Annotated in this window: 14 protein-coding genes; 4 read left to right on the forward strand and 10 right to left on the reverse strand. The window is 71.3% G+C overall.

Annotation, left to right across the window (positions count from 1 at the left end):
- The first annotated feature begins 70 nt into the window (after window positions 1-70).
- The 3 genes from AC0VY3_RS25580 (at window position 71) to AC0VY3_RS25590 (ending at window position 6,639) form a co-directional block, all read left to right on the forward strand.
- Window positions 71-4,756 carry an Lhr family ATP-dependent helicase gene (locus tag AC0VY3_RS25580; RefSeq protein ID WP_475550691.1) on the forward strand — a complete coding sequence of 1,562 codons (4,686 nt, stop codon included), beginning with the start codon at window positions 71-73 and terminating at the stop codon, window positions 4,754-4,756.
- 167 nt (window positions 4,757-4,923) lie between these two features.
- Entirely contained in the window at window positions 4,924-5,838 is a 915-nt protein-coding gene (locus tag AC0VY3_RS25585; RefSeq protein ID WP_475550692.1) for an Fpg/Nei family DNA glycosylase, read from the forward strand.
- A gap of 36 nt (window positions 5,839-5,874) precedes the next feature.
- Window positions 5,875-6,639, forward strand: a complete 765-nt coding sequence (locus AC0VY3_RS25590; protein ID WP_475550693.1) for an SDR family NAD(P)-dependent oxidoreductase — start codon at window positions 5,875-5,877, stop codon at window positions 6,637-6,639.
- Window positions 6,640-7,138: 499 nt separating this feature from the next.
- On the opposite strand, the gene AC0VY3_RS25595 is transcribed toward AC0VY3_RS25590, so the two are convergent.
- The 10 genes from AC0VY3_RS25595 to AC0VY3_RS25640 all read right to left on the reverse strand — a co-directional run bounded on the left by AC0VY3_RS25595 (window position 7,139) and on the right by AC0VY3_RS25640 (window position 21,996).
- Complete coding sequence (locus AC0VY3_RS25595; protein ID WP_103509932.1) at window positions 7,139-7,312, reverse strand: CsbD family protein; 174 nt, start codon at window positions 7,310-7,312, stop codon at window positions 7,139-7,141.
- Between the two features lie 82 nt (window positions 7,313-7,394).
- The gene (locus AC0VY3_RS25600; RefSeq protein ID WP_030594655.1) at window positions 7,395-7,865 is read right to left on the reverse strand and encodes a Dps family protein; all 471 of its coding nucleotides are present in this window, start codon (window positions 7,863-7,865) and stop codon (window positions 7,395-7,397) included.
- A gap of 200 nt (window positions 7,866-8,065) precedes the next feature.
- Window positions 8,066-8,449 (reverse strand): helix-turn-helix domain-containing protein, encoded by a 384-nt coding sequence (locus AC0VY3_RS25605; RefSeq protein WP_003965837.1) that lies wholly within the window; start codon window positions 8,447-8,449, stop codon window positions 8,066-8,068.
- A 109-nt stretch (window positions 8,450-8,558) separates the two neighbouring features.
- Entirely contained in the window at window positions 8,559-9,068 is a 510-nt protein-coding gene (locus AC0VY3_RS25610; RefSeq protein ID WP_103509933.1) for a CinA family protein, read from the reverse strand.
- Window positions 9,065-9,910 carry a CDP-diacylglycerol--glycerol-3-phosphate 3-phosphatidyltransferase gene (gene pgsA, locus AC0VY3_RS25615; protein WP_242742657.1) on the reverse strand — a complete coding sequence of 282 codons (846 nt, stop codon included), beginning with the start codon at window positions 9,908-9,910 and terminating at the stop codon, window positions 9,065-9,067. The genes AC0VY3_RS25610 and pgsA overlap by 4 nt, the downstream gene beginning before the upstream one ends.
- The gene (gene rimO, locus AC0VY3_RS25620) at window positions 9,907-11,388 is read right to left on the reverse strand and encodes a 30S ribosomal protein S12 methylthiotransferase RimO (protein ID WP_475550694.1); all 1,482 of its coding nucleotides are present in this window, start codon (window positions 11,386-11,388) and stop codon (window positions 9,907-9,909) included. The genes pgsA and rimO overlap by 4 nt, the downstream gene beginning before the upstream one ends.
- 163 nt (window positions 11,389-11,551) lie before the next feature.
- On the reverse strand, window positions 11,552-12,343 hold the full coding sequence (locus AC0VY3_RS25625) for a helix-turn-helix domain-containing protein (RefSeq protein WP_475550695.1): 792 nt from the start codon (window positions 12,341-12,343) through the stop codon (window positions 11,552-11,554).
- 319 nt (window positions 12,344-12,662) lie between these two features.
- Window positions 12,663-15,488, reverse strand: coding sequence for a DNA translocase FtsK (locus AC0VY3_RS25630; protein ID WP_475550696.1), 2,826 nt, complete (start codon window positions 15,486-15,488; stop codon window positions 12,663-12,665).
- A gap of 120 nt (window positions 15,489-15,608) precedes the next feature.
- Window positions 15,609-16,292 (reverse strand): response regulator, encoded by a 684-nt coding sequence (locus tag AC0VY3_RS25635; RefSeq protein ID WP_030080218.1) that lies wholly within the window; start codon window positions 16,290-16,292, stop codon window positions 15,609-15,611.
- 244 nt (window positions 16,293-16,536) lie between these two features.
- Entirely contained in the window at window positions 16,537-21,996 is a 5,460-nt protein-coding gene (locus tag AC0VY3_RS25640; protein ID WP_103509937.1) for a HAMP domain-containing protein, read from the reverse strand.
- A 401-nt stretch (window positions 21,997-22,397) separates the two neighbouring features.
- Between AC0VY3_RS25640 and AC0VY3_RS25645 the strand changes: the two genes are divergently transcribed.
- Window positions 22,398-25,025, forward strand: coding sequence for a SpoIIE family protein phosphatase (locus AC0VY3_RS25645; RefSeq protein WP_103509938.1), 2,628 nt, complete (start codon window positions 22,398-22,400; stop codon window positions 25,023-25,025).
- Window positions 25,026-25,071 lie beyond the last annotated feature (46 nt).

A 25,071-nucleotide genomic window follows, 5' to 3' on the forward strand; every position in this document is an offset into this window, starting at 1 on the left:
GGGGCGTGAACGGGCGGTCGCGGGAGGTCGCTCCGGCCGGTTGTCAGTGGCGGGGTGCACGATGGGGGACATGACCGGCTCCGCTCTCGACGCCTTCTCGCCCGCGACCCGCAGTTGGTTCACCGGGGCCTTCAGCGCGCCCACCGCGGCGCAGGAGGGCGCCTGGCGGGCCATCGGCGAGGGCAGCGATGTCCTGGTCGTAGCGCCGACCGGTTCCGGGAAGACGCTGGCCGCGTTCCTCGCCTCGCTGGACCGGCTGGCTGCCGGGCCGCCGCCCGCCGAGGCGAAGAAGCGCTGCCGCGTGCTGTACGTGTCCCCGCTCAAGGCCCTCGCGGTCGACGTCGAGCGCAACCTCCGCTCGCCGCTGACCGGCATCCGGCAGGAGTCGGTCCGTCTGGGGCTGCCGGAGCCGGAGGTGCGGGTCGGCATCCGGTCCGGGGACACCCCGCCCGCCGAGCGGCGCTCCCTGGTGACCAGACCCCCGGACATCCTGATCACCACGCCCGAGTCGCTGTTCCTGATGCTGACGTCCTCCGCCCGGGACGCGCTGGCCGGCGTCGAGACGGTGATCCTCGACGAGGTGCACGCGGTCGCCGGGACGAAGCGCGGCGCCCATCTCGCTCTCTCCCTGGAGCGTCTGGACGAGCTGCTGGCCCGCCCCGCCCGGCGCATCGGCCTGTCCGCGACGGTCCGGCCGGTCGACGAGGTGGCCCGTTTCCTGTCGCCGCAGCGCAAGGTGGAGATCGTCCAGCCCCGGTCCACCAAGGAGTTCGACCTGTCGGTCGTCGTCCCGGTCGAGGATCTGGGCGAGCTGGGCGGCTCTCCCGCCACCGACGGCGACTCCGGCCAGGCGGACAAGCCCTCGATCTGGCCGCATGTCGAGGAGCGCATCGCCGATCTCGTCCAGTCGCACCGCTCCACCATCGTCTTCGCCAACTCCCGGCGGCTGGCCGAGCGGCTGTGCAACCGGCTGAACGAGATCGTGTACGAACGGGCCACCGGCACCGCGTTCGACCCCGACAACCCGGCCCCCGCGCTCCCGGAGGCCCATGCGCCGGCGGAGATCATGGCCCAGTCCGGCGCCGGCAGGGGCGCCCCCGCCCTGCTGGCCCGCGCCCACCACGGCTCGGTCTCCAAGGAGCAGCGGGCCCAGGTCGAGGAGGACCTCAAGGCGGGCCGGCTGCCCGCCGTGGTCGCCACCTCCAGCCTGGAGCTCGGCATCGACATGGGCGCGGTCGACCTGGTGATCCAGGTGGAGTCCCCGCCCTCCGTCGCCTCCGGCCTCCAGCGGGTGGGGCGGGCCGGGCACCAGGTGGGCGCGGTCTCCACCGGGGTGGTCTTCCCGAAGTACCGCGGCGATCTGGTGCAGGCCGCCGTCGTCACCGAGCGGATGCGCGAGGGGGCCATCGAGGCGCTGCGCATCCCGTCCAATCCGCTGGACGTGCTGGCCCAGCAGCTGGTCGCCATGGTGGCCCTGGACAGCTGGCAGGCCGATGACCTGCTGGCCCTGGTCCGGCGAGCCGCCCCGTTCGCCTCGCTCCCGGAATCGGCGTTCACCGCCGTGCTCGACATGCTCGCCGGACGCTATCCCTCCGACGCCTTCGCGGAGCTGCGCCCCCGGGTGGTGTGGGACCGGGTGGCGGGTACGGTCACGGGCCGCCCCGGGGCGCAGCGGCTCGCCGTCACCTCGGGCGGCACCATCCCCGACCGGGGGCTCTTCGGGGTCTTCCTGGCCGGGGCCGACCCGAAGAAGGGCGGCGGCCGGGTCGGCGAGCTGGACGAGGAGATGGTCTACGAATCCCGCGTCGGCGACGTCTTCACCCTGGGCACCACGTCCTGGCGGATCGAGGACATCACCCGGGACCGGGTCCTGGTCTCACCGGCCCCGGGCGTTCCGGGGCGGCTGCCGTTCTGGAAGGGCGACCAGCTGGGCCGCCCGCTGGAGCTCGGCCGCGCGTTGGGGGCCTTCCTCCGCGAGATCGGCGGCCTGTCCGACGAGGATGCGCGGCTGCGCCTGCTCGCCGCCGGACTCGACGCCTGGGCCGCGGACAATATCCTGGCCTATCTGGACGAGCAGCGCCGGGCCTGCGGCCATGTGCCGGACGACCGGACGATCCTGGTCGAGCGGTTCCGGGACGAGCTGGGCGACTGGCGGGTGGTCGTGCACTCCCCCTTCGGCGCCCAGGTGCACGCCCCGTGGGCGCTCGCCCTCTCGGCCCGCCTCGGCGAGCGGTACGGCATGGACGCCCAGGTGATGCACGCCGACGACGGCATCGTGCTGCGGCTGCCCGACGCGGACATGATGGGCCTGGATCTGCTCGACTTCGACGCCCCGCCTGCCCCGGACTCCGGGAACGGCGGACCGGCGCCGGGATCCGTGGCGTACGACAGCGACCAGCCACCGGTGGCGGCCGCCGACGTCGTCTTCGACCAGGGCGAGGTCCAGCAGATCGTCACCGACCAGGTGGGCGGTTCGGCCCTGTTCGCCGCCCGGTTCCGGGAGTGCGCCGCGCGCGCCCTGCTGCTGCCGCGCCGCTCCCCCGGCAAGCGCACCCCGCTCTGGCAGCAGCGCCAGCGGGCCTCCCAGCTGCTCCAGGTCGCCTCGGAGTTCGGCTCGTTCCCGATCGTCCTGGAGGCCGTCCGCGAATGCCTGCAGGACGTGTTCGACGTCCCCGGGCTCACGGAACTGATGGGCGACCTGGAGGCGCGCCGGGTCCGGCTGGTCGAGGTGACCACCCAGGAGCCCTCACCGTTCGCCCGCTCGCTCCTCTTCGGTTACGTGGCGCAGTTCCTGTACGAGGGCGACTCACCGCTCGCCGAGCGGCGCGCCGCCGCCCTCTCCCTGGATTCCCATCTCCTGGCCGAGCTGCTGGGCCAGGCGGAGCTGCGCGAACTGCTCGACCCCGAGGTCCTCACCGAGCTGGAGCGGGAGCTGCAGTGGCTCACCGAGGACCGGCGGATCAGGGACGTCGAGGGGGTGGCCGATCTGCTGCGCGTGCTCGGCCCGCTCACCGACGGCGAGCTGGCGGAGCGGGGGGCCGAGCCGTCCTGGGCGCCGGAGCTGGCGACGGCCCGCCGGGCGATCCAGGTCCGCATCGCCGGCGCGGACCACTGGGCGGCGATCGAGGACGCGGGCAGGCTGCGCGACGCCCTGGGCACCGCGCTTCCGGTCGGCGTTCCCGAGGCGTTCACCGAGCCGGTGAAGGATCCGCTCGGCGACCTCCTCGCCCGGTACGCACGGACGCACGGCCCGTTCACCGCCGCCCGGGCCGCCGAGCGCTTCGGGCTCGGCACCGCCGTCACCGACGGCGCGCTGCAACGCCTCTCGGCCTCCGGCAGGACCGTGCAGGGCGAATTCCACCCGGCGGGCATCGGCCAGGAATGGTGCGACGCCACGGTGCTGCGCCGGCTCCGCCGCCGTTCGCTGGCGGCGCTCCGCCAGGAGCTGGAGCCGGTGCCGCCCGCGGCCCTCGCCTCCTTCCTCCCCCAGTGGCAGCACTTCGGCTCCGGCAACCTGCGGGGCATCGACGGGCTGGCCCGCGCCGTCGAGCAGCTCCAGGGCGCGCCCGTGCCCGCGTCGGCGCTGGAGAAACTGATCCTGCCGAGCCGCGTCACGGGCTACCACCCGGCGATGCTCGACGAGCTGACGACCACGGGCGAGGTCGTCTGGGCAGGTGCGGGAGCGCTGCCCGGCAAGGACGGCTGGGTCTCCCTCTACCTCGCCGACAGCGCGCCGCTGCTCCTGCCTCCCCCGCACCCGCTGGAGCTGTCGGCACTCCACGAGTCCGCGCTCACCACGCTCACCGGCGGTTACGGCCTCTTCTTCCGCCAGATCGCCGACCAGGTCCGGGCCACCACCCACCCGGACTGCACGGACCAGCAGCTGGCCGACGCCCTGTGGGACCTGGCCTGGTCCGGGCGGCTGACCAACGACACCCTGGCCCCGCTGCGTTCGCTGCTGGGCTCGGGGCGGACGGCGGGCTCCACCGCCCACCGCTCCCGGCGCAGCGTCCCGCGCGGTCGCTACGGCTCGCTCACCGCGGCTGCCCGCCCCGCGTCCCGCACCGGCCCGCCGACGGTCTCGGGCCGCTGGTCGCTGCTGCCCCCGGTCGAACCGGAACGGACCCACCGCGCCCACGCCCTGGCCCGCACCCTCCTCGACCGGCACGGTGTGGTGACCCGGGGCGCGGTGCAGGCCGAGGGGGTGGAGGGCGGCTTCTCCGCGACGTACCGCGTGCTGGCCGCCTTCGAGGACAACGGGCAGGCGCGGCGCGGCTATGTGGTCGAAGGGCTGGGGGCCGCCCAGTTCGCGATGGACGGCGCGGTGGACCGGCTGCGGGCGGCGTCCACCGCACGGGACCGCCGGGATCCGGACACCGCGCCCCAGGCCTTGGTGCTCGCCGCCGCCGACCCGGCCAACGCGTACGGCGCGGCCCTGCCGTGGCCGGAGTCCCCGGACGGCGCGGGACACAAGCCGGGCCGCAAGGCGGGGGCGCTGGTGGTCCTGGTCGACGGTGAGCTGACGCTCTACATGGAGCGCGGCGGCAAGACCCTCCTGGCCTGGCCGTCCGACCCCGAGGCGCCCGCCCTGCGCGCGGCGGCCGAGGCGCTGGCAGCCTCGGCCCGGGCCGGCGCCCTGGGCACGGTGACGGTGGAGCGGACGAACGGCGTCTCCTCCCTCACCTCGCCGCTGGGCCGGACGCTGGAGGCGGCCGGGTTCCTCGCCACCCCGAGAGGCCTGCGTCTGCGCGCCTGACCCGGGCCACCTGACCGCGCCCCTGCCCGCCGGCGGACACGGAGGCTCACTCACCGGCCCACCGCCGGACACCGGGGACGCGTTCCCCGGCCCGTCGGCGGACACGGGACGACGCACGGGCGCCCCCGGCACACGCACGGGTGCCCCGACGCACCCATCATGGAGGCATGCCCGAAGGAGACACCGTCCTGCAGACCGCCGCCCGGCTGCACGAGGCCCTGGCGGGGCAGGTGCTGACCCGGTCGGACCTGCGCGTCCCCCGCTTCGCCACCGCCGACCTCACCGGCCGCACCGTCCTGGACGTCACCGCGCGCGGCAAGCACCTGCTGACCCGGATCGAGGGCGGCCTGACGCTGCACAGCCACCTCCGGATGGACGGTTCCTGGCGGGTGTACGCCCCGGACGAGCGCTGGCGGGGCGGCCCGGGGCACCAGATCCGCGCGATCCTCGCCAACGCGGAGCACACCGCGGTCGGCTATCGGCTCCCCGTGCTGGAACTGCTCCGCACCAGCGAGGAGAGCCGGGCCGTGGGTCACCTGGGCCCGGATCTGCTGGGCCCCGACTGGGACCCTGGCCTCGCCGTGGACCACCTGCTCGCCGCGCCGGAGCGCCCTCTCGGCGAGGCGCTCCTGGACCAGCGCAATCTGGCGGGCATCGGCAACGTCTACAAATGCGAGCTGTGCTTCCTGGCCCGCGTCACCCCCTGGCTCCCCGTGGGCGCCCTCCCCGACGGCGTACTCCCCCGGCTCGTCACCCTGGCCGAGCGCCTGCTGCACGCCAACCGCGACCGCCCCACCCGCACCACGACCATCACCTCCGAACTCCGTACCCCGCCGGCACCGAACACGAGCCCCGGACCGGCCCCGAGGCCTGCCCCGGCCCTTGGCGCGGCCCCGAGCCCCACCACGGCCGCCGACCTCCGCCGCCGTACCCGGCCACCCGTTCGCGTACAGGAGCGGCTGTACGTCTACGGGCGCGCCCGCCGCCCCTGTCTGCGCTGCGGCGCCCCGATCCGCCTCGCCGACCAGGACGACCGGCCCACCTACTGGTGCCCCGGCTGCCAATCAGGCCCGACGCCCTAGTTGACGCCCCGTCAGATCCGGTCGTACGGTCCCGTCATGCCCCTCTCCGCGTACGACCTCACGGGCCGCGCCGCGTTCGTCACGGGTGCGGCGAGCGGTATCGGGCGGGCGAGCGCCCTGCTGCTGGCGGCGGCCGGAGCCACGGTGCACTGCGCGGACCGTGACGAGACGGGCCTGCGCCGGACGTACGACCGGATCGCCGACGCGGGCGGCAGCGCCCGTACACACCCCCTGGACGTCACCGACCGCGACCAGGTCAGGGCGGCCGTAGAGGCCGCCGGGCCTCTCGACATCCTGGTCGCGGTGGCCGGGATCATGCACACGAGCAGCGTGCTGGGGACGGCGGACGAGGACCTGGACCGGGTGCTGGCGGTCAATTTCAAAGGCGTGCTGTACGCCTGCCAGGAAGTGGCCCGCTCCATGACGGCCCGCTCCGCCCCCGGCTCGCTGATCACGATGGCGTCCGGAGCCGTGGACTCCGCGAGCGCGGGCCTCCTCTGCTACAGCGTCGCGAAGGCCGCCGTGGTACAGCTCACCAAGACGCTCGCCACCGAGCTGGGGCCCCACGCCATACGGGTGAACGCCGTCGCGCCAGGCTGGATCCGTACGCCGATGACCGACCGGCGCGATGCCGAGGGTCAGCACCGCACGGAGGCGACGATGGCCCGGATCTCTCCGCTGGGCCGGGTCGGCGAACCCGACGACGTCGCCCACACCGTGCTGCACCTGGCCTCGGACGCCTCGGCCTTCATGACCGGCCAGATCCTCCGCCCGAACGGCGGCGTCGCCATGCCCTGGTGAACAGCCCGAAAGACCGCCCCCACCACCGAACCCACCCCACCGGACCCGACACCCTCGCCGGCCCCACCGAACCCGGCAGCCCCGACAGACCCGCCACCCCTGGCGGCCCCACCGGCCCCACCGGCCCGACGGGCGTCACCGACCCCACCGAGCCCACCGAGCCCACCGACGCGACATGGACCGGCAACAGGCTCAGCCCCCAGCCTCCCGCCGCCACCGCCCCCTCCACCAGCCCCGCCTGCTCCGGTTGCAGCGCCAGCCGGAGCACCGCCCACCACCACAGCCCGCCGAGGACCAGCGCCGGCACCCAACGCCGTTTCATCGCTGCCTCCTGCGGCCGACGTCCTTTCCGGCAGTTTCCCCTGGCTGCGGCGGCGGTGCATCCAGAACGTCCGGCCGAAGGGCCACCCAGACAGGAGTGCCCCCGCCGATCCCGGCGGGGGCACTCCGATGCCACGCAAGCCCTGGTACGCGTCCGCAGGACAGCAGGGCCCAAGGACTACTTGTCGTCGTCGCCGAGCGAGTCCTTGATGCCCTTCGCGCGGTCGCCGGCCTCGTCCACCGCGTCCTTGGCCCGGCCCTTCGCCTGATCGGTCTTGCCCTCGGCCTCCTTGCGGTGGTCGCCGGTCAGCTTGCCGACCGCTTCCTTGCCCTTGCCCTTGAGCTTGTCCATGGCGCTGTCACCACTCACGATGTCGCTCCCTCTCGCTCGTTCACTCGGATCACTCGGTCACGCGGGTTCGCTCAGACGCCGGTCAGGCGCTTTCCGCCTGGAACATCCACGCGTGCTTCTCAAGCTCTGCCGTCAGCCCGATCAACAGGTCCTGGGTGATCGGGTCCGGCTCGTCGGTCGCCTCGATGCGCTCCCGCATCCGGCCGATGACCACGCCCAGCGCGTCCACCAGGATCCGCACGGCGTCGGTGTCCTTGATCCAGCCCTCGGGCACGGACGCGATGGCGGTCTCCTTGGCGACCGTGCCGGAGCGCCCGTCCGGGTTGACCCCGACCGCCGAGGCGCGCTCGGCGACCGTGTCGGAGTGCTGCCGGGCCGTGACGACGACGTCGTCGAGCTGAAGGTGTACGGAGCGGAAGCGCGGACCGACCACGTTCCAATGGACCTGCTTGGCCACCAGGGAGAGGTCGACGAGGTCGACCAGAGCGCCTTGCAGCGCTGTTCCCACGACCTTGAGATCGCCCTCGGACAACGTGCTCTTGACCACAGACATGTGCGCTACTCCCATCCGTCAGCTTTCACTGACCGTCTCGGTGCATCAACCCACGATGGCACATTTGAACCAAAACGGTCATGCGGGCCTTGTCCTCCGTGTGCCCACTGACCTCCGCCTCACACACAGAACGCAGAAATCCCGGCCGGCCCCCGTCAGGGGCCGACCGGGACTCCGGTCGAGCACTGGTGCCGCGTGGATCAGGCGGCGACGACGTCCACCGCTTCCGCGGGCGCCTTGATGGTCACCCGTCCCGACGGCACACCTGCGACCGAAGAGACGGAGACCGAATTGAGCATGGGACGAACCGGTACTGGGACCGGATCACTGGCAGCTGCCGACTCGGCCAGCTCAGCGAGCGAGAGCTCATCGCTCACTTCACGCATGAGCTCGGACATCCGTACGTCAAGCGCGTCGCAAATCGCGGAGAGCAGCTCGGAGGATGCCTCCTTCTGCCCCCGCTCCACCTCGGAGAGATAACCGAGCGAGACCCGGGCGGACGAGGAGACTTCGCGCAGAGTACGGCCTTGGCGCTGGCGCTGCCGACGCAGCACGTCACCCAGCAGGCGACGGAGCAGAATCATCGGTGGCTCCCTCCTCGGACCGCGTAGCCGCATCCTTCACGCCCTACCGTACCGCCTTGTGCTGCGGCCGTGCGGGGAGCGATGTCGTGTTCACTCAGGGCTGCAAACATCAATTCCCCCCGTGTTGTTCCGTATCCTGTGCCCGCGCATTCTCACCGAGTTCGCCGGCGAGCAGGTCGAGGACGCTTCGCACACTCTCATTACGGATATCCGCCCTCCCACCATTCAACCGCAGTGCCGTCACTTTCTCGACGCCGGAGGGCCCTGCCACGGCAACGTAGACGGTGCCGACCGGCTGCCCGTCCTGGGGTTCCGGCCCCGCGACCCCCGTGGTGGAGACGCCCCAGTCCGCGTCGAGAACCCGGCGCACACCGGCCGCCATCTGCAGCGCGACCTCGGGGTCCACGGCTCCGCGCTCAGCCAGGAGGGTCCCGTCCACGCCCAGGACGTCCCGCTTGAGGACGGTGGCGTATGCCGTCACCGATCCCCGGAAGGACAGGGAAGCGCCGGGTACGGAGGTCAGCTCGGCGGCGACCAGGCCGCCCGTGAGCGATTCGGCGACGGCGAGCGTCTCGCCCCGCGCTCCGAGCAGCCGGAGCACCCGGGCAGCGGCTGTCACCGCTCGGCCTCCGCGGCGTCGCGCGCCTCGGCGCCACTGCGCACGTCGGCACCGCGTACGTCAGCGCTCCGCACGTCGGCACCGTGTACATCCGTCACACGGCCCGCCGCACCGGCGGCCTGACCGGTGCCGACCGCAGTGCCCGCAGGAGCCTGCAGGGCCTCCACGGCCTCCGCGGCCCGCTCGGCGGCGGCGGCGCGCTCGGCGGCGAGGCCCTTGCGGCGCAGGACGACGGCCTGGCGTACGTAATCGAGTCCGGTGACGACCGTCAGCACGACGGCGACCATCATCACCCAGAAGCGCAGCGTCGCCAGCGGCCCGGTGAGCACCAGGACGTACATCCCGGCCGCCGTCCCCTGCGCGAGCGTCTTCAGCTTGCCGCCTCTGCTGGCCGGGATCACCGCATGGCGGATCACCCAGAACCGCATCAGCGTGATGCCCAGCTCACGGGCGAGGATCACGCCGGTGATCCACCAGGGCAGGTCGCCCAGGACGGAGAGGGAGACCAGCGCCGCGCCCATGATCGCCTTGTCGGCGATCGGGTCGGCGATCTTCCCGAAGTCGGTGACCAGGTTGTACGCCCGTGCCAGATGACCGTCGAACAGGTCGGTGATCATCGCGATGGCGAAGGCCGCCCAGGCGAAGGAGCGCCAGACCGGGTCGTATCCGCCGTCGTGGAACAGCAGCAGCACGAAGCCGGGTACGAGCAGCAACCGCACCATGGTCAGGATGTTGGCGATGTTCCAGAGGCTGGCCTGGTTGACGGCCGCAGTGCCCAGCTTGCCGCCGCGGACCGGCTTCGCGCCGGAGCCGCCTGCCGCGGATGCCGGGACTCCGGTCATCTGGCTGCCTCCGCAAGCTCGTGGTGTTCGGCCACCAGGTCGACGCCCTCGGTGCCCACTGCCTTTGCCTCGACCATACGGCCCGGCACGAGTCCCTCGCGTGTGGTGAAGACCACCTGGCCGTCCGTTTCGGGGGCCTGGTGCGCCGCACGCCCGATCGCGACCTCGCCGTCGTCCTCCGACTCCACGGACTCCACCAGCACCTGGAGGGTCTCGCCGACGCGCTCCTCGGCCCGCTGCGAGGTCAGCTCCTCGGCCAGCTGGGAGATATGGGCCAGGCGCTCCGCGATGGTGTCGGCGTCGAGCTTGTTCGCGTAGCCGACCGCCTCGGTGCCCTCCTCGTCGGAGTAGCCGAACACGCCGATCGCGTCGAGGCGGGCGCCGGTGAGGAAGCGTTCCAGCTCGGCGAGGTCCGCCTCGGTCTCGCCGGGGAAGCCGACGATGAAGTTGGAGCGGGCGCCGGCCTCGGGGGCCTTGCTCCGGATGGTGTCCAGGAGCTCCAGGAAGCGGTCGGTGTCGCCGAAGCGGCGCATCGTGCGCAGCACGCTCGGGGAGGAGTGCTGGAAGGAGAGGTCGAAGTACGGGGCGACCTTCGGCGTCGAGGTGAGGACGTCGATGAGGCCGGGGCGCATCTCGGCGGGCTGGAGGTAGCTGACCCGGATCCGCTCGATGCCGTCCACGTCGGCCAGCTCGGGCAGCAGGGTCTCCAGGAGGCGGATGTCGCCGAGGTCCTTGCCGTAGGAGGTGTTGTTCTCGGAGACGAGCATGACCTCCTTGACGCCCTGCTCGGCCAGCCAGCGGGTCTCCTGGAGGACGTCCGAGGGGCGGCGCGAGATGAACGAGCCGCGGAAGGAGGGGATGGCGCAGAAGGAGCAGCGGCGGTCGCAGCCGGAGGCGAGCTTCACCGAGGCGACGGGGCTGGTGCCGAGCCGACGGCGCAGCGGCGCCCGCGGCCCGGAGACCGGTGCGACGCCTTCGGGCAGGTCCTCGGGGGCCGGGGCGGGCGTCTCCTGGGCGTGGCCGGGCAGCGCCACGGCGGCGTCCTGCCGCTCGGCGGGGCTGATCGGCAGCAGCTTGCGGCGGTCGCGGGGGGTGTGCGAGGCGTGGATGCCGCCGTTGAGGATGGTCTGGAGCCGGTCGGAGATGTCGGCGTAGTCGTCGAATCCGAGGACGCCGTCCGCTTCCGGCAGGGCCTCGGCGAGGTCCTTGCCGTAGCGCTCGGCCATGCAGCCGACGGCGACGACGGCCTGGGTGCGGCCGTGATCCTTCAGATCGTTGGCTTCGAGCAGGGCGTCGACGGAGTCCTTCTTGGCGGCTTCGACGAACCCACAGGTGTTGACGACTGCGACATCCGCGTCGGAGGCATCCTCGACGAGGTCCCAGCCGTCCGCTGCCAAGCGGCCTGCAAGCTCCTCCGAGTCCACCTCGTTACGGGCGCAGCCAAGAGTGACAAGGGCGACGGTACGGCGTTCGGGCATGGACTCAAGACTACTTTGTCCCGGCGGCCCCCCTGCCGTGCAGGGTTGCCTGCCCTCGCCGCTGTTACTCCCCGTAGCAGGCGGACCGGGCCGGGAACGCCGACGGGCGCCCGGCGCGAGGCCGGACGCCCGTCGGACGTCTACGGGAACGAAGGGCGGCGGATCAGCCGGCCTCGGGATCGCCCTTGGTGTAGGAGAGCCGCTCGACCGGGCCGGGCCCGCGGTCCTCGACCTGCTTGCCGTTGACGAAGAGGTCGATCGCCCCGGCGTTGCCGAGAACGAGGTCGATGCGCTCCTTGTCCTGGAAGGTCTTGGACTCGCCCTGGAGCAGCAGCCCGTCGAAGAGCGGCCGGCCGTTGTGGTCCTTGGCCGAGATCCAGCTCTTGTCCCGTTCCGCGCTGAGCTTGACCGTCACCTTGTCCCGGGGGGCGGCGGCGATGGCACTCTCGGAGGGCTCGGGGTCGGAGGGCTTGGGGGCGGTGGGCTTGGCCGTGGCCTTGTCGGGCTTGGAGCCCTCCGCGATCTGTGCGGTGTTGGAGGGTTCGTCCTCGCCGTCGAAGAGCGTGAAGCCGACGAACCCGACGACGGCGACGATGGCCGCGACCATGGCCGCGGTCCAGTTGGGCCGCCGGGGCTCGGAACGGATGCGTTCCGCTTCGAACAGCGGTGCCGCGGGGGTCGGTGCGGGACGGCCGCCGTGATCGGCGTCGTACTTCTCGACCAGCGGTTCCGGATCGAGGCCGACCGCACGGGCGAACGTGCGGATGTGACCGCGGGCGTAGACGTCGCCGCCGCAGCGGGAGAAGTCGTCCTGCTCGATCGCGTGCACGATGGGGATGCGCACCCGGGTGGAGCTGCTGACTTCCTCGACCGTCAGACCTGCGGCGATACGAGCCTGCTGGAGGGCACGACCGATCGAAGGCCGGTCGTCTTCGGGGGAGTTGCCGATGGACACGGGGGCGCCTTTCGAGCGTGAGCCACCTGCTGGATGTTCAGTCTAGGGGGGGTACGAAAGGGAGGGGCAACCGGGAGGGACGACTTGTACGCCATCGGGCTCGCCGGACGGCCCCGCCACCGGCTCCGAGGCGGAGCGGGAGCGGAACACAGCCCCGATCGAGGACTGGGCAACCTGTAGTGGGCCGAACGGGGTGGGGGTACGGGTGAGGTGACGACGGAGCGGGCTGCGGGGAGGAGCACGGTTCCGTCCCTCCCCTCAACTGGACGTACGACCGTACGAAACGGTTGCCCACAAAACCTCTACGGAGCGAATTCCGTTACGGAGCGGATTCCCCGCGGATGACGGCCAACACCCCGTCGAGCTCGTCGGGTTTCACCATGACGTCCCGCGCCTTGGATCCCTCGCTGGGCCCGACGATGTTGCGGGACTCCATGAGGTCCATCAGCCGGCCCGCCTTCGCGAAGCCGACCCGGAGCTTGCGCTGGAGCATCGAGGTCGATCCGAACTGGGTGGAGACGACCAGCTCGGCGGCCTGGCAGAGCAGGTCCAGGTCGTCGCCGATGTCCTCGTCGATCTCCTTCTTCTGCTTCGTCCCCACCACGACGTCGTCCCGGAAGACCGGGGCCATCTGGTCCTTGCAGTGCTGGACGACGGCGGCGACCTCGTCCTCGGTGACGAAGGCGCCTTGCATGCGGGTGGGTTTGTTGGCGCCCATCGGGAGGAAGAGCCCGTCGCCCTTGCCGATGAGCTTCTCGGCGCCGGGCTGGTCGAGGATGACCCGGCTGTCGGCGAGGGAGGAGGTCGCGAAGGCGAGCCGGGAGGGCACGTTCGCCTTGATCAGGCCGGTCACCACGTCGACCGAGGGGCGCTGGGTGGCGAGCACCAGGTGGATGCCGGCCGCGCGCGCCAGCTGGGTGATGCGGACGATCGAGTCCTCGACGTCGCGCGGGGCCACCATCATCAGGTCGGCCAGCTCGTCGACGATCACCAGCAGATACGGATACGGGGACAGCTCGCGCTCGCTGCCCTCGGGCGCCTTGCACTTGCCGTTGCGCACCGCGTGGTTGAAGTCGTCGATGTGCCGGTAGCCGAAGTTGGCGAGGTCGTCGTAGCGCAGGTCCATCTCCCGCACGACCCACTGGAGCGCCTCGGCGGCCTTCTTGGGGTTGGTGATGATCGGGGTGATGAGGTGGGGGATGCCCTCGTACGCGGTGAGCTCGACGCGCTTGGGGTCGACGAGGACCATCCGCACGTCGTCCGGGGTGGCCCGCACCATGATCGAGGTGATCAGGCAGTTGATGCAGGAGGACTTGCCGGAGCCGGTGGCGCCGGCGACCAGGACGTGCGGCATCTTGGCGAGGTTGGCCATCTCGTAGCCGCCCTCGACGTTCTTGCCGAGCGCCACGAGCATCGGGTGGTCGTCCTCGGCGGCGTCCGCGAGGCGCAGTACATCGCCGAGGTTGACCATCTCGCGGTCGGAGTTGGGGATCTCGATGCCGACGGCGGACTTGCCCGGGATCGGCGAGATGATCCGCACGTCCGGGCTGGCCACGGCGTACGCGATGTTCTTGGCCAGGGCCGTGATCTTCTCGACCTTCACGGCGGGGCCGAGTTCGATCTCGTAACGCGTGACCGTCGGGCCCCGGGTGAAGCCGGTGACCGCGGCGTCGACCTTGAACTCCGAGAAGACGTTGGTCAGCGAGGCGACGACCGCGTCGTTGGCGGCGCTGCGGGTCTTGCCCGGTCCGCCGCGCTCCAGCAGGTCGAGCGAGGGCAGCGAGTACGTGATGTCGCCGGACAGCTGGAGCTGCTCGGCGCGGGCGGGCAGGCCCTCGGAACGCTCCGGTGCGGGCTTGGTCAGGTCGGGAACGGAACCGGACCGGTCGGAGGCGCCACCGGAACGGTCACCACCGGTCGGCTCGTCGGTGCCACCGGACCGCCGGCCCGCCCCGCTCTTCCCCGCTCCGTCCCGCTCGGCCTCCCGGGCGCCGGGGACGGGCGTGCCCGTGCGCTCGCGGTCCACGGAGACGCCCTGGGTCAGGTCGGCGACGATCGGCGAGGGCGGCATGCCGTTGAGCACGGCCCCGTCGAGCGCGGCGGCTGCGGCGGCCGCGACGTCCACCGCGTCCAGCGGCCGGTTCATCGCGGGCTGCACGGAGGGCCTGCGGGACCTCCTGCGCTTGGTGAGCGCCTCCGCCTCGGCCTGGTCGTGGTCGTGGTCGTGCGCCGGGTCCGTGCGGCGCGCGCCACGCCGCTGGTGCCGCTCGGGCAGCGCCTCGCGCCACTGTTCGTCGTAGCGCTCGTCGTCGTTCTCGTACTCCTCGCCGGCCTCGGGCAGCGGTTCCACGATGCCGAGGCGGACGCCGAGCTGACGCAGCCGCTGCGGGATGGCGTTGACCGGGGTGGCGGTGACGACGAGGAGTCCGAACACGGTCAGCAGCACCAGCAGCGGTACGGCGAGGACCTCGCCCATCATGAAGATCAGCGGCTTGGAGGTGGCCCAGCCGACCAGCCCGCCCGCGTCCTGCATCGCCTCGGTGCCCTCGTCCCGGCCCGGCGAACCGCAGGCGATGTGGACCTGGCCGAGGACTCCGATGACCAGCGCGGACAGCCCGATGACGATGCGTCCGTTGGCCTCGGGCCGCTCCGGATAGAGGATCAGCCGTACCGCCATCGCGCCCAGCAGTATCGGCGCGAGCAGATCGAGCCGGCCGAAGGCCCCGGTCACCAGCATCTCGACCAGGTCGCCGACCGGCCCCTGGAGATTGGACCAGGTGCCCGCGGCGACGATCAGTGCCAGTCCGAGCAGCAGCAGCGCGAGGCCGTCCTTGCGGTGGGCGGGGTCAAGTCCCTTGGCGCCACGCCCTATCGAGCGGAACAGCGCGCCGACGCCGTGCGCCGCCCCGAGCCAGACCGCCCGCACCAACCGGTAGATGCCCCCGGTGGGTGACGGCGCGGGTTTGGGCGCGGGCTTCTTCGCCGCCGCCTTCTTCGCGGGGGCCTTCTTCGCGGGAGCCGCCGACTTCTTCGGCGCGGTCTTCTTGGCGGGCGCGGCTTTCTTCGCCGGGCCCGAGGTACGGCCGACGCGCTTCGCGGTGCCCGCCGTGCCCTGGGAACCCTTGCCGGACGTACGTGAGGCCATGATGCCGAGGTTACCGCTGTCGTCGCCCGTGAACACGTTCGCCTACTGGTTCACTCGACCGTGTCGCCTCCGGACGGCCGGGAACTGACGCCGCCTCACGGCAGCGGCAGCGGCAGCGGGTCAGCCCTGTGCGGGCAGCACGCCCGTGCCCCCGCCGGTGCCCGGCTCCAGCGCGTCGAGCGCGCGGCGCAGGCCGGTCAGCTTGCGTTCGAGGTGGGCCGCGGTGGCGACCGCCGCGGCGTCCGCCGATTCGTCGTCGAGCTGCTTGGAGAGCGCTTCCGCCTGCTCCTCGACCGCCGCGAGCCGCGCGGAAAGCTCGGCCAGCAGACCGGCCGGCTCCTTCTCGTGCTCGCCACCCGCGTGGCCGTCGCCCTCCAACTGGAGCCGCAGCAGAGCGGCCTGCTCGCGGAGCTTGCAGTTCTTCATGTACAGCTCGACGAAGACCGAGACCTTGGCGCGCAGCACCCACGGGTCGAACGGCTTGGAGATGTAGTCCACCGCACCGGCCGCGTAGCCGCGGAAGGTGTGGTGCGGACCGTGGTTGATCGCGGTGAGGAAGATGATCGGGATGTCCCGGGTCCGCTCCCGCCGCTTGATGTGCGCGGCGGTCTCGAAACCGTCCATGCCCGGCATCTGGACGTCCAGCAGAATGACCGCGAAGTCGTCCGTGAGCAGCGCTTTGAGCGCCTCCTCCCCTGACGATGCCCGGACCAGTGTCTGATCGAGCGCAGAGAGGATGGCCTCCAGCGCCAGCAGATTCTCCGGCCGGTCATCGACCAGGAGGATCTTGGCCTTCTGTACCATGGCCCGCCCTCCTCGCCCCGGAAATGCACCGGGTGCCGCCCCAGGGGACGACTCCCTTGCGCCGTCCGTCCTTGTGCCGGTCATGGTAGCCGCACCCCGCCCGTCACCACACCCTGTCACCGCGATGTCACTGTGCACATACCGCAAACGCGGTGGGAGACCAGAAGGTTCCCCGAATGCAGCGCGTTCACACCCGTTCGAGCACAGTCGGTCAACAAATCACGCCAATTCGTTCAGTTCTCGATCACTCTCCGTGCATCCACTGCTCCATCACCGCGAGCAGGTGATCGGGATCGACCGGCTTCGTCACATAGTCGGAAGCCCCGCAATCGATGGCCTTCTCCCGGTCGCCCTTCATCGCCTTCGCGGTGAGCGCCACGATCGGCAGCCCTGCGAACTGCGGCATCCGCCGGATCGCGGTCGTCGTCGCGTAGCCGTCCATCTCGGGCATCATGATGTCCATCAGTACGACCGTCACATCGTCGTGCTGCTCCAGCACTTCGATGCCCTCACGGCCGTTCTCCGCGTACAGCACCGACAGTCCGTGCTGCTCCAGCACGCTGGTGAGTGCGAAGACATTGCGGATGTCGTCGTCGACGATGAGCACCTTCTCGCCGCGGAAGCGGAACGTCCGCCGGGGCGCCGGCTCCTCCGCCGCGGCCTGGCCCTGAACCTGCCCCTCGCCCTGGCTCCCCGGCACCCGCCCCTCCTGCTGCGAGGCGCTCTCGGACGGGGTGCGGCCGGCCGGCAGCGCGGCCCTGCCCGCCGCTTCCCCGAGCGCCTTGCGCCGCCGCCGGAACATACCGGCGGAGTTGGCCGGATCGCCGTACGGAGCCGACTGGCCCTGCGGGGACTGCGGCTGCCCCATCTCGCCCGTACCGCCCAGCACCTCGGCGGAACCGGAACCCACCGGCGGGTAGCCCTGGGGCGGCAGTTCGGCGCGGTGCAGCGGCAGGTACAGGGTGAAGGTGGAACCGCGCCCCGGCTCGCTCGCCGCGTGGATCTCGCCGCCGAGCAGCCGTGCGATCTCCCGGCTGATGGAGAGACCGAGGCCGGTGCCGCCGTACTTCCGGCTCGTCGTGCCGTCCGCCTGCTTGAACGCCTCGAAGATCACCAGCATCTTGCTGGACGCGATCCCGATCCCGGTGTCGGTCACCGAGAAGGCGATCAGATCGGCGTCCGCGTCCCGCAGCGAACCCGCCTCCAGCAGGTGTTCACGGATCGCGTTGGGCACATCGGCGCCGGCGGGCCGGATCACCAGCTCCACCGCGCCGCTGTCGGTGAACTTCACCGCGTTGGACAGCAGGTTGCGCAGCACCTGGAGCAGACGCTGCTCATCGGTGTGCAGCGTGGCGGGAAGCTCGGGCGACACCCGTACGGAGAAGTCGAGCCCCTTCTCCGCCGTGAGCGGGCGGAAGGTCGCCTCCACGTAGTCGACCAGCTGGACCAGCGCGATCCTGGTCGGGCTGACGTCCATCTTGCCCGCCTCGACCTTCGACAGGTCCAGGATGTCGTTGATCAGCTGGAGCAGGTCGGAACCGGCCCCGTGGATCGTCTCGGCGAACTCCACCTGCTTCGGCGAGAGATTGCCCTCGGCATTGTCCGCCAGCAACTTGGCCAGAATCAGCAGTGAGTTGAGCGGCGTACGCAGCTCGTGCGACATGTTCGCCAGGAATTCGGACTTGTAGCGCATCGAGACCGCGAGCTGCTCGGCGCGCTCCTCCAGCACCTGCCGCGCCTCCTCGATCTCGGTGTTCTTCACCTCGATGTCGCGGTTCTGCTGGGCCAGCAGCTCGGCCTTCTCCTCCAGTTCGGCGTTGGACGCCTGAAGTGCCTTCTGCCGGTTCTCCAACTCCTGCGAACGGTCGCGTAGTTGCTCGGTCAGCTCCTGCGACTGCTCCAGCAGCTTCTCGGTCTTGGTGTTGACGCTGATCGTGTTGACGCTCGTCGCGATCATCTCGGCGAGCTGGTTGAGGAAGTCCCGCTGGATATGCGTGAACGGCTGGAACGAGGCCAGCTCGATCACGCCGAGCACCTTGCCCTCGAAGAGCACCGGCAGCACGATCACGTGCGCCGGAGGGGCCTCACCCAGACCGGAGGAGATTTTCAGATAGCCCGGCGGCACGTTGTCCACCTGGATCGTCCGCTTCTCCTCGGCCGCCGTCCCGATGAGCGTCTCACCGGGCCGGAAGGAGGTCGGCATCGAACCCGCGGAGTAGCCGTAACTCCCCCGCATCCGCAGCTCGTACGCGCCGGCCTCACCGTCGTCCGGACCCACCTCGTCCGAGTCACCCGCGGCCATGGCCAGGAAGAACGCACCGTGCTGCGCCGAGACCACCGGCGTCAGCTCGCTCATGATCAGCGAAGCCACGTCGTCCAGATCGCGGCGGCCCTGCATCAGACCGGAGATCCGGGCCAGGTTGCCCTTCAGCCAGTCCTGCTCCTTGTTGGCGAGCGTGGTGTCGCGCAGGTTCGCGATCATCGTGTTGATGTTGTCCTGGAGGACCTGGATCTCACCGGCCGCGTCCACATCGATCTTGAGGTTCAGATCGCCGCGGGTCACCGCGGTGGCGACGGCCGCGATGGCACGCACCTGACGGGTCAGGTTCCCGGCCATCTCGTTCACCGACTCGGTGAGGTCGCGCCAGGTGCCGTCCACGTCCCGCACCCGCGCCTGACCGCCCAGCTGCCCCTCGGTGCCCACCTCGCGGGCGACCCGGGTCACCTGCTCGGCGAACGAGGACAGCTGGTCGACCATCGTGTTGATGGTGTTCTTCAGCTCCTGGATCTCACCGCGCGCGTCGATGTCGATCTTCTTGGTCAGGTCGCCCTTGGCGATGGCGGTGGTGACCGTGGCGATCTGCCGCACCTGACCGGTCAGGTTGGAAGCCATCGAGTTCACGGACTCGGTGAGGTCCTTCCACGTACCGGCGACTCCCGGCACCCGGGCCTGGCCGCCCAGCTCGCCCTCGGTGCCCACCTCACGGGCCACCCGCGTGACCTCGTCGGCGAACGAGGAGAGCGTCGTCACCATCGTGTTGACCGTGTCGGCCAGCTCCGCGACCTCGCCGCGCGCCTCCACGGTGACCTTCTTCGTCAGATCGCCGTTGGCGACCGCGGAGGAGACCCGGGAGATGTTCCGCACCTGGCTGGTCAGGTTGTTGGCCATCAGGTTGACGTTCTCGCTCAGGTCCTTCCAGATGCCGGTCGCCCCGCGCACCCGCGCCTGACCGCCCAGGATCCCTTCGGTGCCCACCTCACGGGCCACCCGGGACACCTCGTCGGCGAAGTTCAGCAGCTGGTCGACCATCGTGTTGACGGTCGTGACCAGTTCGAGGATCTCGCCCTTGGCGTCGACGGTGATCTTCTTGGAGAGATCCCCCTTGGCGACCGCGGTGGTGACCTCGGCGATGTTGCGGACCTGGAGGGTCAGGTTGTTCGCCATGCCGTTGACGGACTGGGTGAGGTCCTTCCACGTACCGGACACGCCCTGCACCTCGGCCTGTCCGCCGAGGATGCCCTCCGTACCCACCTCACGGGCGACCCGCGTCACCTGCTCCGCGAAGTTGGACAACTGGTCCACCATCGTGTTGAGGGTGTTCTTCAGCTCCAGGATCTCGCCCCGGGCGTCCACGTCGATCTTCTGCGACAGGTCACCGCGCGCCACCGCCGTGGCGACCTGCGCGATGTTACGGACCTGAGCGGTGAGGTTCCCGGCCATGCCGTTCACCGAATCGGTGAGATCGCGCCACACTCCGGCCACACCGGGCACCTGCGCCTGACCGCCGAGCCGGCCGTCCGTGCCCACCTCTCGGGCGACCCGGGTGACCTGGTCGGCGAAGGCGGAGAGCTGGTCGACCATCGTGTTGATGGTGTTCTTGAGCTCCAGGATCTCGCCCCGGGCGTCCACGTCGATCTTCTGCGACAGGTCGCCCCGCGCCACCGCCGTCGTCACCTGGGCGATCTGCCTCACCTGGGAGGTGAGGTTGCCCGCCATGAAGTTGACGGAGTCCGTCAGTTCCTTCCACGTACCCGAGACACCGTCCACCCGCGCCTGACCGCCGAGGCGGCCCTCGGTACCCACGTCGCGGGCCATCCGCGTCACCTGGTCGGCGAAGCTGGACAGCTGCGCCACCATCGTGTTGACGGTGTTCTTCAGCTCCAGCATCTCCCCGGCCACGTCCACGGTGACCTTCTGCGACAGGTCACCGTTGGCGACCGCCGTGGTGACCTGCGCGATGTCCCGGACCTGACCGGTGAGGTTGCGGAACGCGGTGTTCACCGAGTCGGTGAGGTCCTTCCACGTGCCGGCAGCCCCCGGCACCTCGGCCTGGCCGCCGAGCCGTCCCTCGACGCCGACCTCCCGGGCCACCCGGGTCACCTCGGAACCGAACGACTGGAGCTGGTCCACCATCGTGTTGACGGTGTTCTTCAGCTCCAGCATCTCCCCGGCCACGTCGACCGTGACCTTCTGCGACATGTCACCGCTGGCCACGGCCGTGGTGACCTGCGCGATGTCGCGCACCTGCGTCGTCAGGTTCCGGAAGACCGTGTTCACCGAGTCGGTGAGGTCCTTCCAGGTCCCCGCGGCGCCCGGCACCTGCGCCTGACCTCCGAGAAGCCCCTCGCCACCGACCTCGCTCGCCACCCGCGTCACTTCGTCCGCGAAGGTGCGCAGCGTCTCGGTCATCTGGTTGATCGTCTCGGCGAGCTGGGCGACCTCGCCGCGCGCGCTCACGGTGACCTTCTGCGTCAGGTCACCGCTGGCGACCGCCGTCGTCACCTCGGCGATACCGCGTACCTGGGAGGTGAGGTTGCCCGCCATCGTGTTGACGGAGTCGGTCAGGTCCTTCCACACGCCGGCCACACCCGGCACGGTCGCCTGACCGCCCAGCTCGCCCTCCGTGCCCACCTCACGGGCGACGCGCGTCACCTCGGAGGAGAACGAGGACAGCTGGTCGACCATCGTGTTGACGGTGTTCTTCAGCTGGAGCATCTCGCCGGCCACATGGACGGTGACCTTCCGCGACAGATCACCCTTGGCGACCGCCGTCGTCACCAGCGCGATGTCCCGCACCTGGGCGGTCAGCCGGTACGCCATGGTGTTCACGGAGTCCGTGAGGTCCTTCCAGGACCCGGACATCCCACGCACCTGCGCCTGACCGCCGAGCTTGCCCTCGGTGCCCACCTCCACGGCGACCCGGGTCACCTGCTCGGTGAAGACCGACAGCTGGTCGACCAGGTTGTTGACCGTACGGGCGACCTTCAGGAACTCGCCGCGCAGCGGCCGGACCGTCTCGTCCGTCGTGTGCGACCGCAGCTCCATCCGCTGCTCCAGATCACCGTCGGCGACCGCCGACAGCACCCGGCCCACCTCGGACACCGGTCGCGCGAGATCGTCGACGAGCTCGTTGGAGGCGTCGATCGCGGCGGCCCAGGAGCCCTCGCAGGCGCCCGTCTCCAGCCGCTCCGTGAGTTTGCCCTCGCGCCCGACCACCCGCCGGACGCGCGCCAGCTCACCGGTGAGGTGGAGATTCCGGTCGGCGACCTCGTTGAAGACCGCCGCGATCTCCGTCATCACACCGTCGCCGGAGACGGTGAGCCGCCGGCGGAAGTTGCCGTCGCGCATCGCCACGAGGCCCGCGAGCACTCTGTTCAGAGCTGCCGCGTCCACTTCGACGGTGCCATTGCGCTGCTTTTTCACGGACTGTCCGCCTTTTGTACGCGCCTTCGAACCCTGCGCCGCCACGCCAGACTCCACCGTGTCCCTCCCGCAGGGGTTGACCGTTTCACTCGGGCCTATCCGGAAGCTTGCCCAGTTCCACTTTGGCTCACCGCCACTGCACACCGTCAACGGGCGACCGGGCGGACGTCAAATCATGGCAACGTACCAGGCCGGAACCGGTCGGCGGGCAACCTGCACCGGTTGCCCCCCATCCCTTGCACCAGGAGTCCATACTTGTGCGCCCGCGCACCACCGCCGGACCGCTCTGTCCCGAACTCGGCCCTCGTGTACCCGGCACCCTTGAGATACGTCTAGCCTGGCAAGCGAATCGAAGCGGCGATAAACGGGCACAGGACTCGGGGAAGCGACGAGACACCAATATGGGGAGTGCTGTGATCACCGCGCGCGCGGCCGCCACCTTCGAACCGGTCGGACGCTCCGTCGCGACCGCCCGCGCCTTCGTCCGGGACACGCTCCAGGGGTGGGGCTACAACGATGTCGTCGACGACGCCGTCGTGCTCACCAGCGAGCTCGTGACCAACGCCGTCGTGCACGCGGGGACCGCGGCCGACGTGCTGTGCCTGCGCACCGAGGACGGCGTCCGGGTCGAGGTCTCCGACCACTATCCGGAACGCGAGGTCCCGCTCCAGAGCAACGGCCTCGACTTCGGCAGCCCCGACCGCGAGAACGGCCGCGGTCTGCTGCTCTGCGCCGCCCTGGCCTCCCGCTGGGGCGTCGAGTACTCCCCCACCCGTAAGCACGTCTGGTTCCAGCTGGACCTGCCCGACCGGCCGGTGGGCATCCGCTCCGCCGGCCCGGTCCTGCCCACCTCGCTCCTCCCCGTCACCGACCAGCGGGTCCGGGTCGCCGTCGTCCAGATCGACAGCACCGGCGCGATCAGCGCGTGGAACGACGACGCCGCGTATGTCTTCGGGCACACCGCGGAGCAGGTCACCGGCAAGCAGTTCACCGACTTCGTGGCCTGGCCGCACACCCCGGGGACCAACACCGGCATCGCCGCCGCCCTTCAGCTCTCCCGCTGGGAGGGCAGTTACGGGATCCGTGGCGCGGACGGCCGGACCATCGCCGTCTACGCCTCGCACCTGCGGGTCCGCGACAACGACGGCGCCCCGTCCACGGTCTGCCTCCTCGTCCGCGACGACGAGCGCGCCGTGCTCCAGAGCCCGGTCCGCGCCCCGGTCTCCGACGCCTCTCCCGACAGCCGCGCCGCGGACCCGTTCGAGGTCTTCATCGGCTCCCCGGCCCCGGACGACCTGGACGGCCTGCTCCAGCGGACGGTCGAGCGGGCCCGGGACATGCTCGACGCCGACGCCGCGTTCCTCCTGCTCGCCACGGACGACGAGACGGAGCTGGAGGTCCGCGCCACGACGGGCCTGCCCTCGGCCCGCCAGCGCTTCGCCCGGGTCCCGGTCGAGGCCGGTACGGGACGCTACGGCTCCGCCCGTATGCCCGCCGTCCACGAGGACCTGACCGCCGTCCCCGGCGCCGTCCCGCTCCTCACCGACACCGGGATGCGCTCGGTCGTCACCGTGCCGCTGAAGGTCGAGGGCCGCCTCACCGGCTCCCTCGGCGTCGCGGCGGAGGGCGCGGGCCGCTACTCCAACGAGGAGGCCCTGCGCCTCCAGTTCGCCGCCGACCGCATCGCGCTCGCCGTGGAGTCCGCCCGCCTCGGCGAGCTGGAACGGCTGCGCCGAGGCTCGCTGTCCTTCCTCGTCGAGGCCTCCGACCTGCTGGCCGGCACGCTCGACCGGGACCAGACCCTGGCGCTGATGGCCCAGATGACGGTCCCGACGCTGGCCACCTGGTGCGCCGTATACACGATCGCGGACCAGTCGTCCGAGCCGTACCTCTCGTACGTGCTGCACGAGGACGAGGACCTCATCGACGGCCTCAAGGCCCTGCTCTCCAAGATCGCCCCGCCGGATCCGGTCCCGACCCCGGGCGCCCGCGTCTGGGCCGCCCCGTCGGAGGCGGGCCACCGTGCGGCCCTGTCCACGTCCACCCGCAGCCTGCAGCACGACGCCCCGCTGAGCATGAGCACGGCCACCCGCACGACGCTCGCCACGGCCCAGGCCGTCGGCGGCGAGACGGTGGTCCTCCCGCTGGTCGCCCGCAACCGCGTGATCGGCATGCTGACGCTCGGGAAGCCCTCGGACGACCACTTCCGCCAGGAGATCCTGGAACTGGCCGAGGACCTCTCCCGCAGGGCCGCCCTGGCCCTGGACAACGCCCGCCTGTACTCGGAGCGCATGGCGATCAGCCAGTCCCTCCAGCGCAGCCTGCTGCCCCCGGGCCTCCCCGACGTGCCGAACGTCGAGATCGAGGTCATCTACCGCGCCGCGGGCGAGGGCAACGAGGTCGGCGGCGACTTCTACGACGTCTTCCCGATCAGCGACGGCGCATACGGCTTCGCCATCGGCGACGTGTGCGGTACGGGCCCGGAGGCGGCCGCCGTCACGGGCCTGGCCCGCCACGCGCTGCGTCTGCTCGCCCGCGAGGGCTTCGGCGGCCCCGCGGTCCTGGAGCGCCTCAACGCGGCGATCCTCGACGAGGGGGCCCGCAGCCGCTTCCTGACCCTTCTGTACGGCGAGCTGTGGCCCCAGGAGGACGGCAGCGCCCTCCTGAAGGTCGTCTGTGCCGGCCACCCGCTGCCGCTGCGCCTGCGCCAGGACGGCTCCGTGGAGTCCGCCGCGGAACCGCAGCCCCTGCTCGGCGTCATCGAGGACCTCGACCTGTACGAGCAGGAAGTCGTCCTCAACCCCGGTGACGTCCTGCTGTGCGTCACGGACGGCGTCACCGAACGCCGCGAGGGAAGCCGCATGCTGGGCGACGACGGCCTCGCGGACGTCCTGTCGACGTGTACGGGCCTGACGGCCGGAGCGGTCGCCTCACGCATCCTGCGGGCCGTGGAGCGTTTCGCCGCCGAGCCGGCCTCGGACGACATGGCCATCCTCGCCATGCGCGTCCCGGAACCGCCCCTCGTCTGAGCCCCGCTCCACCAACGCGAAAGGCCCCCGCCAGATGGCGGGGGCC

The sequence above is a fragment of the Streptomyces sp. iso_384 genome, from assembly GCF_056172905.1.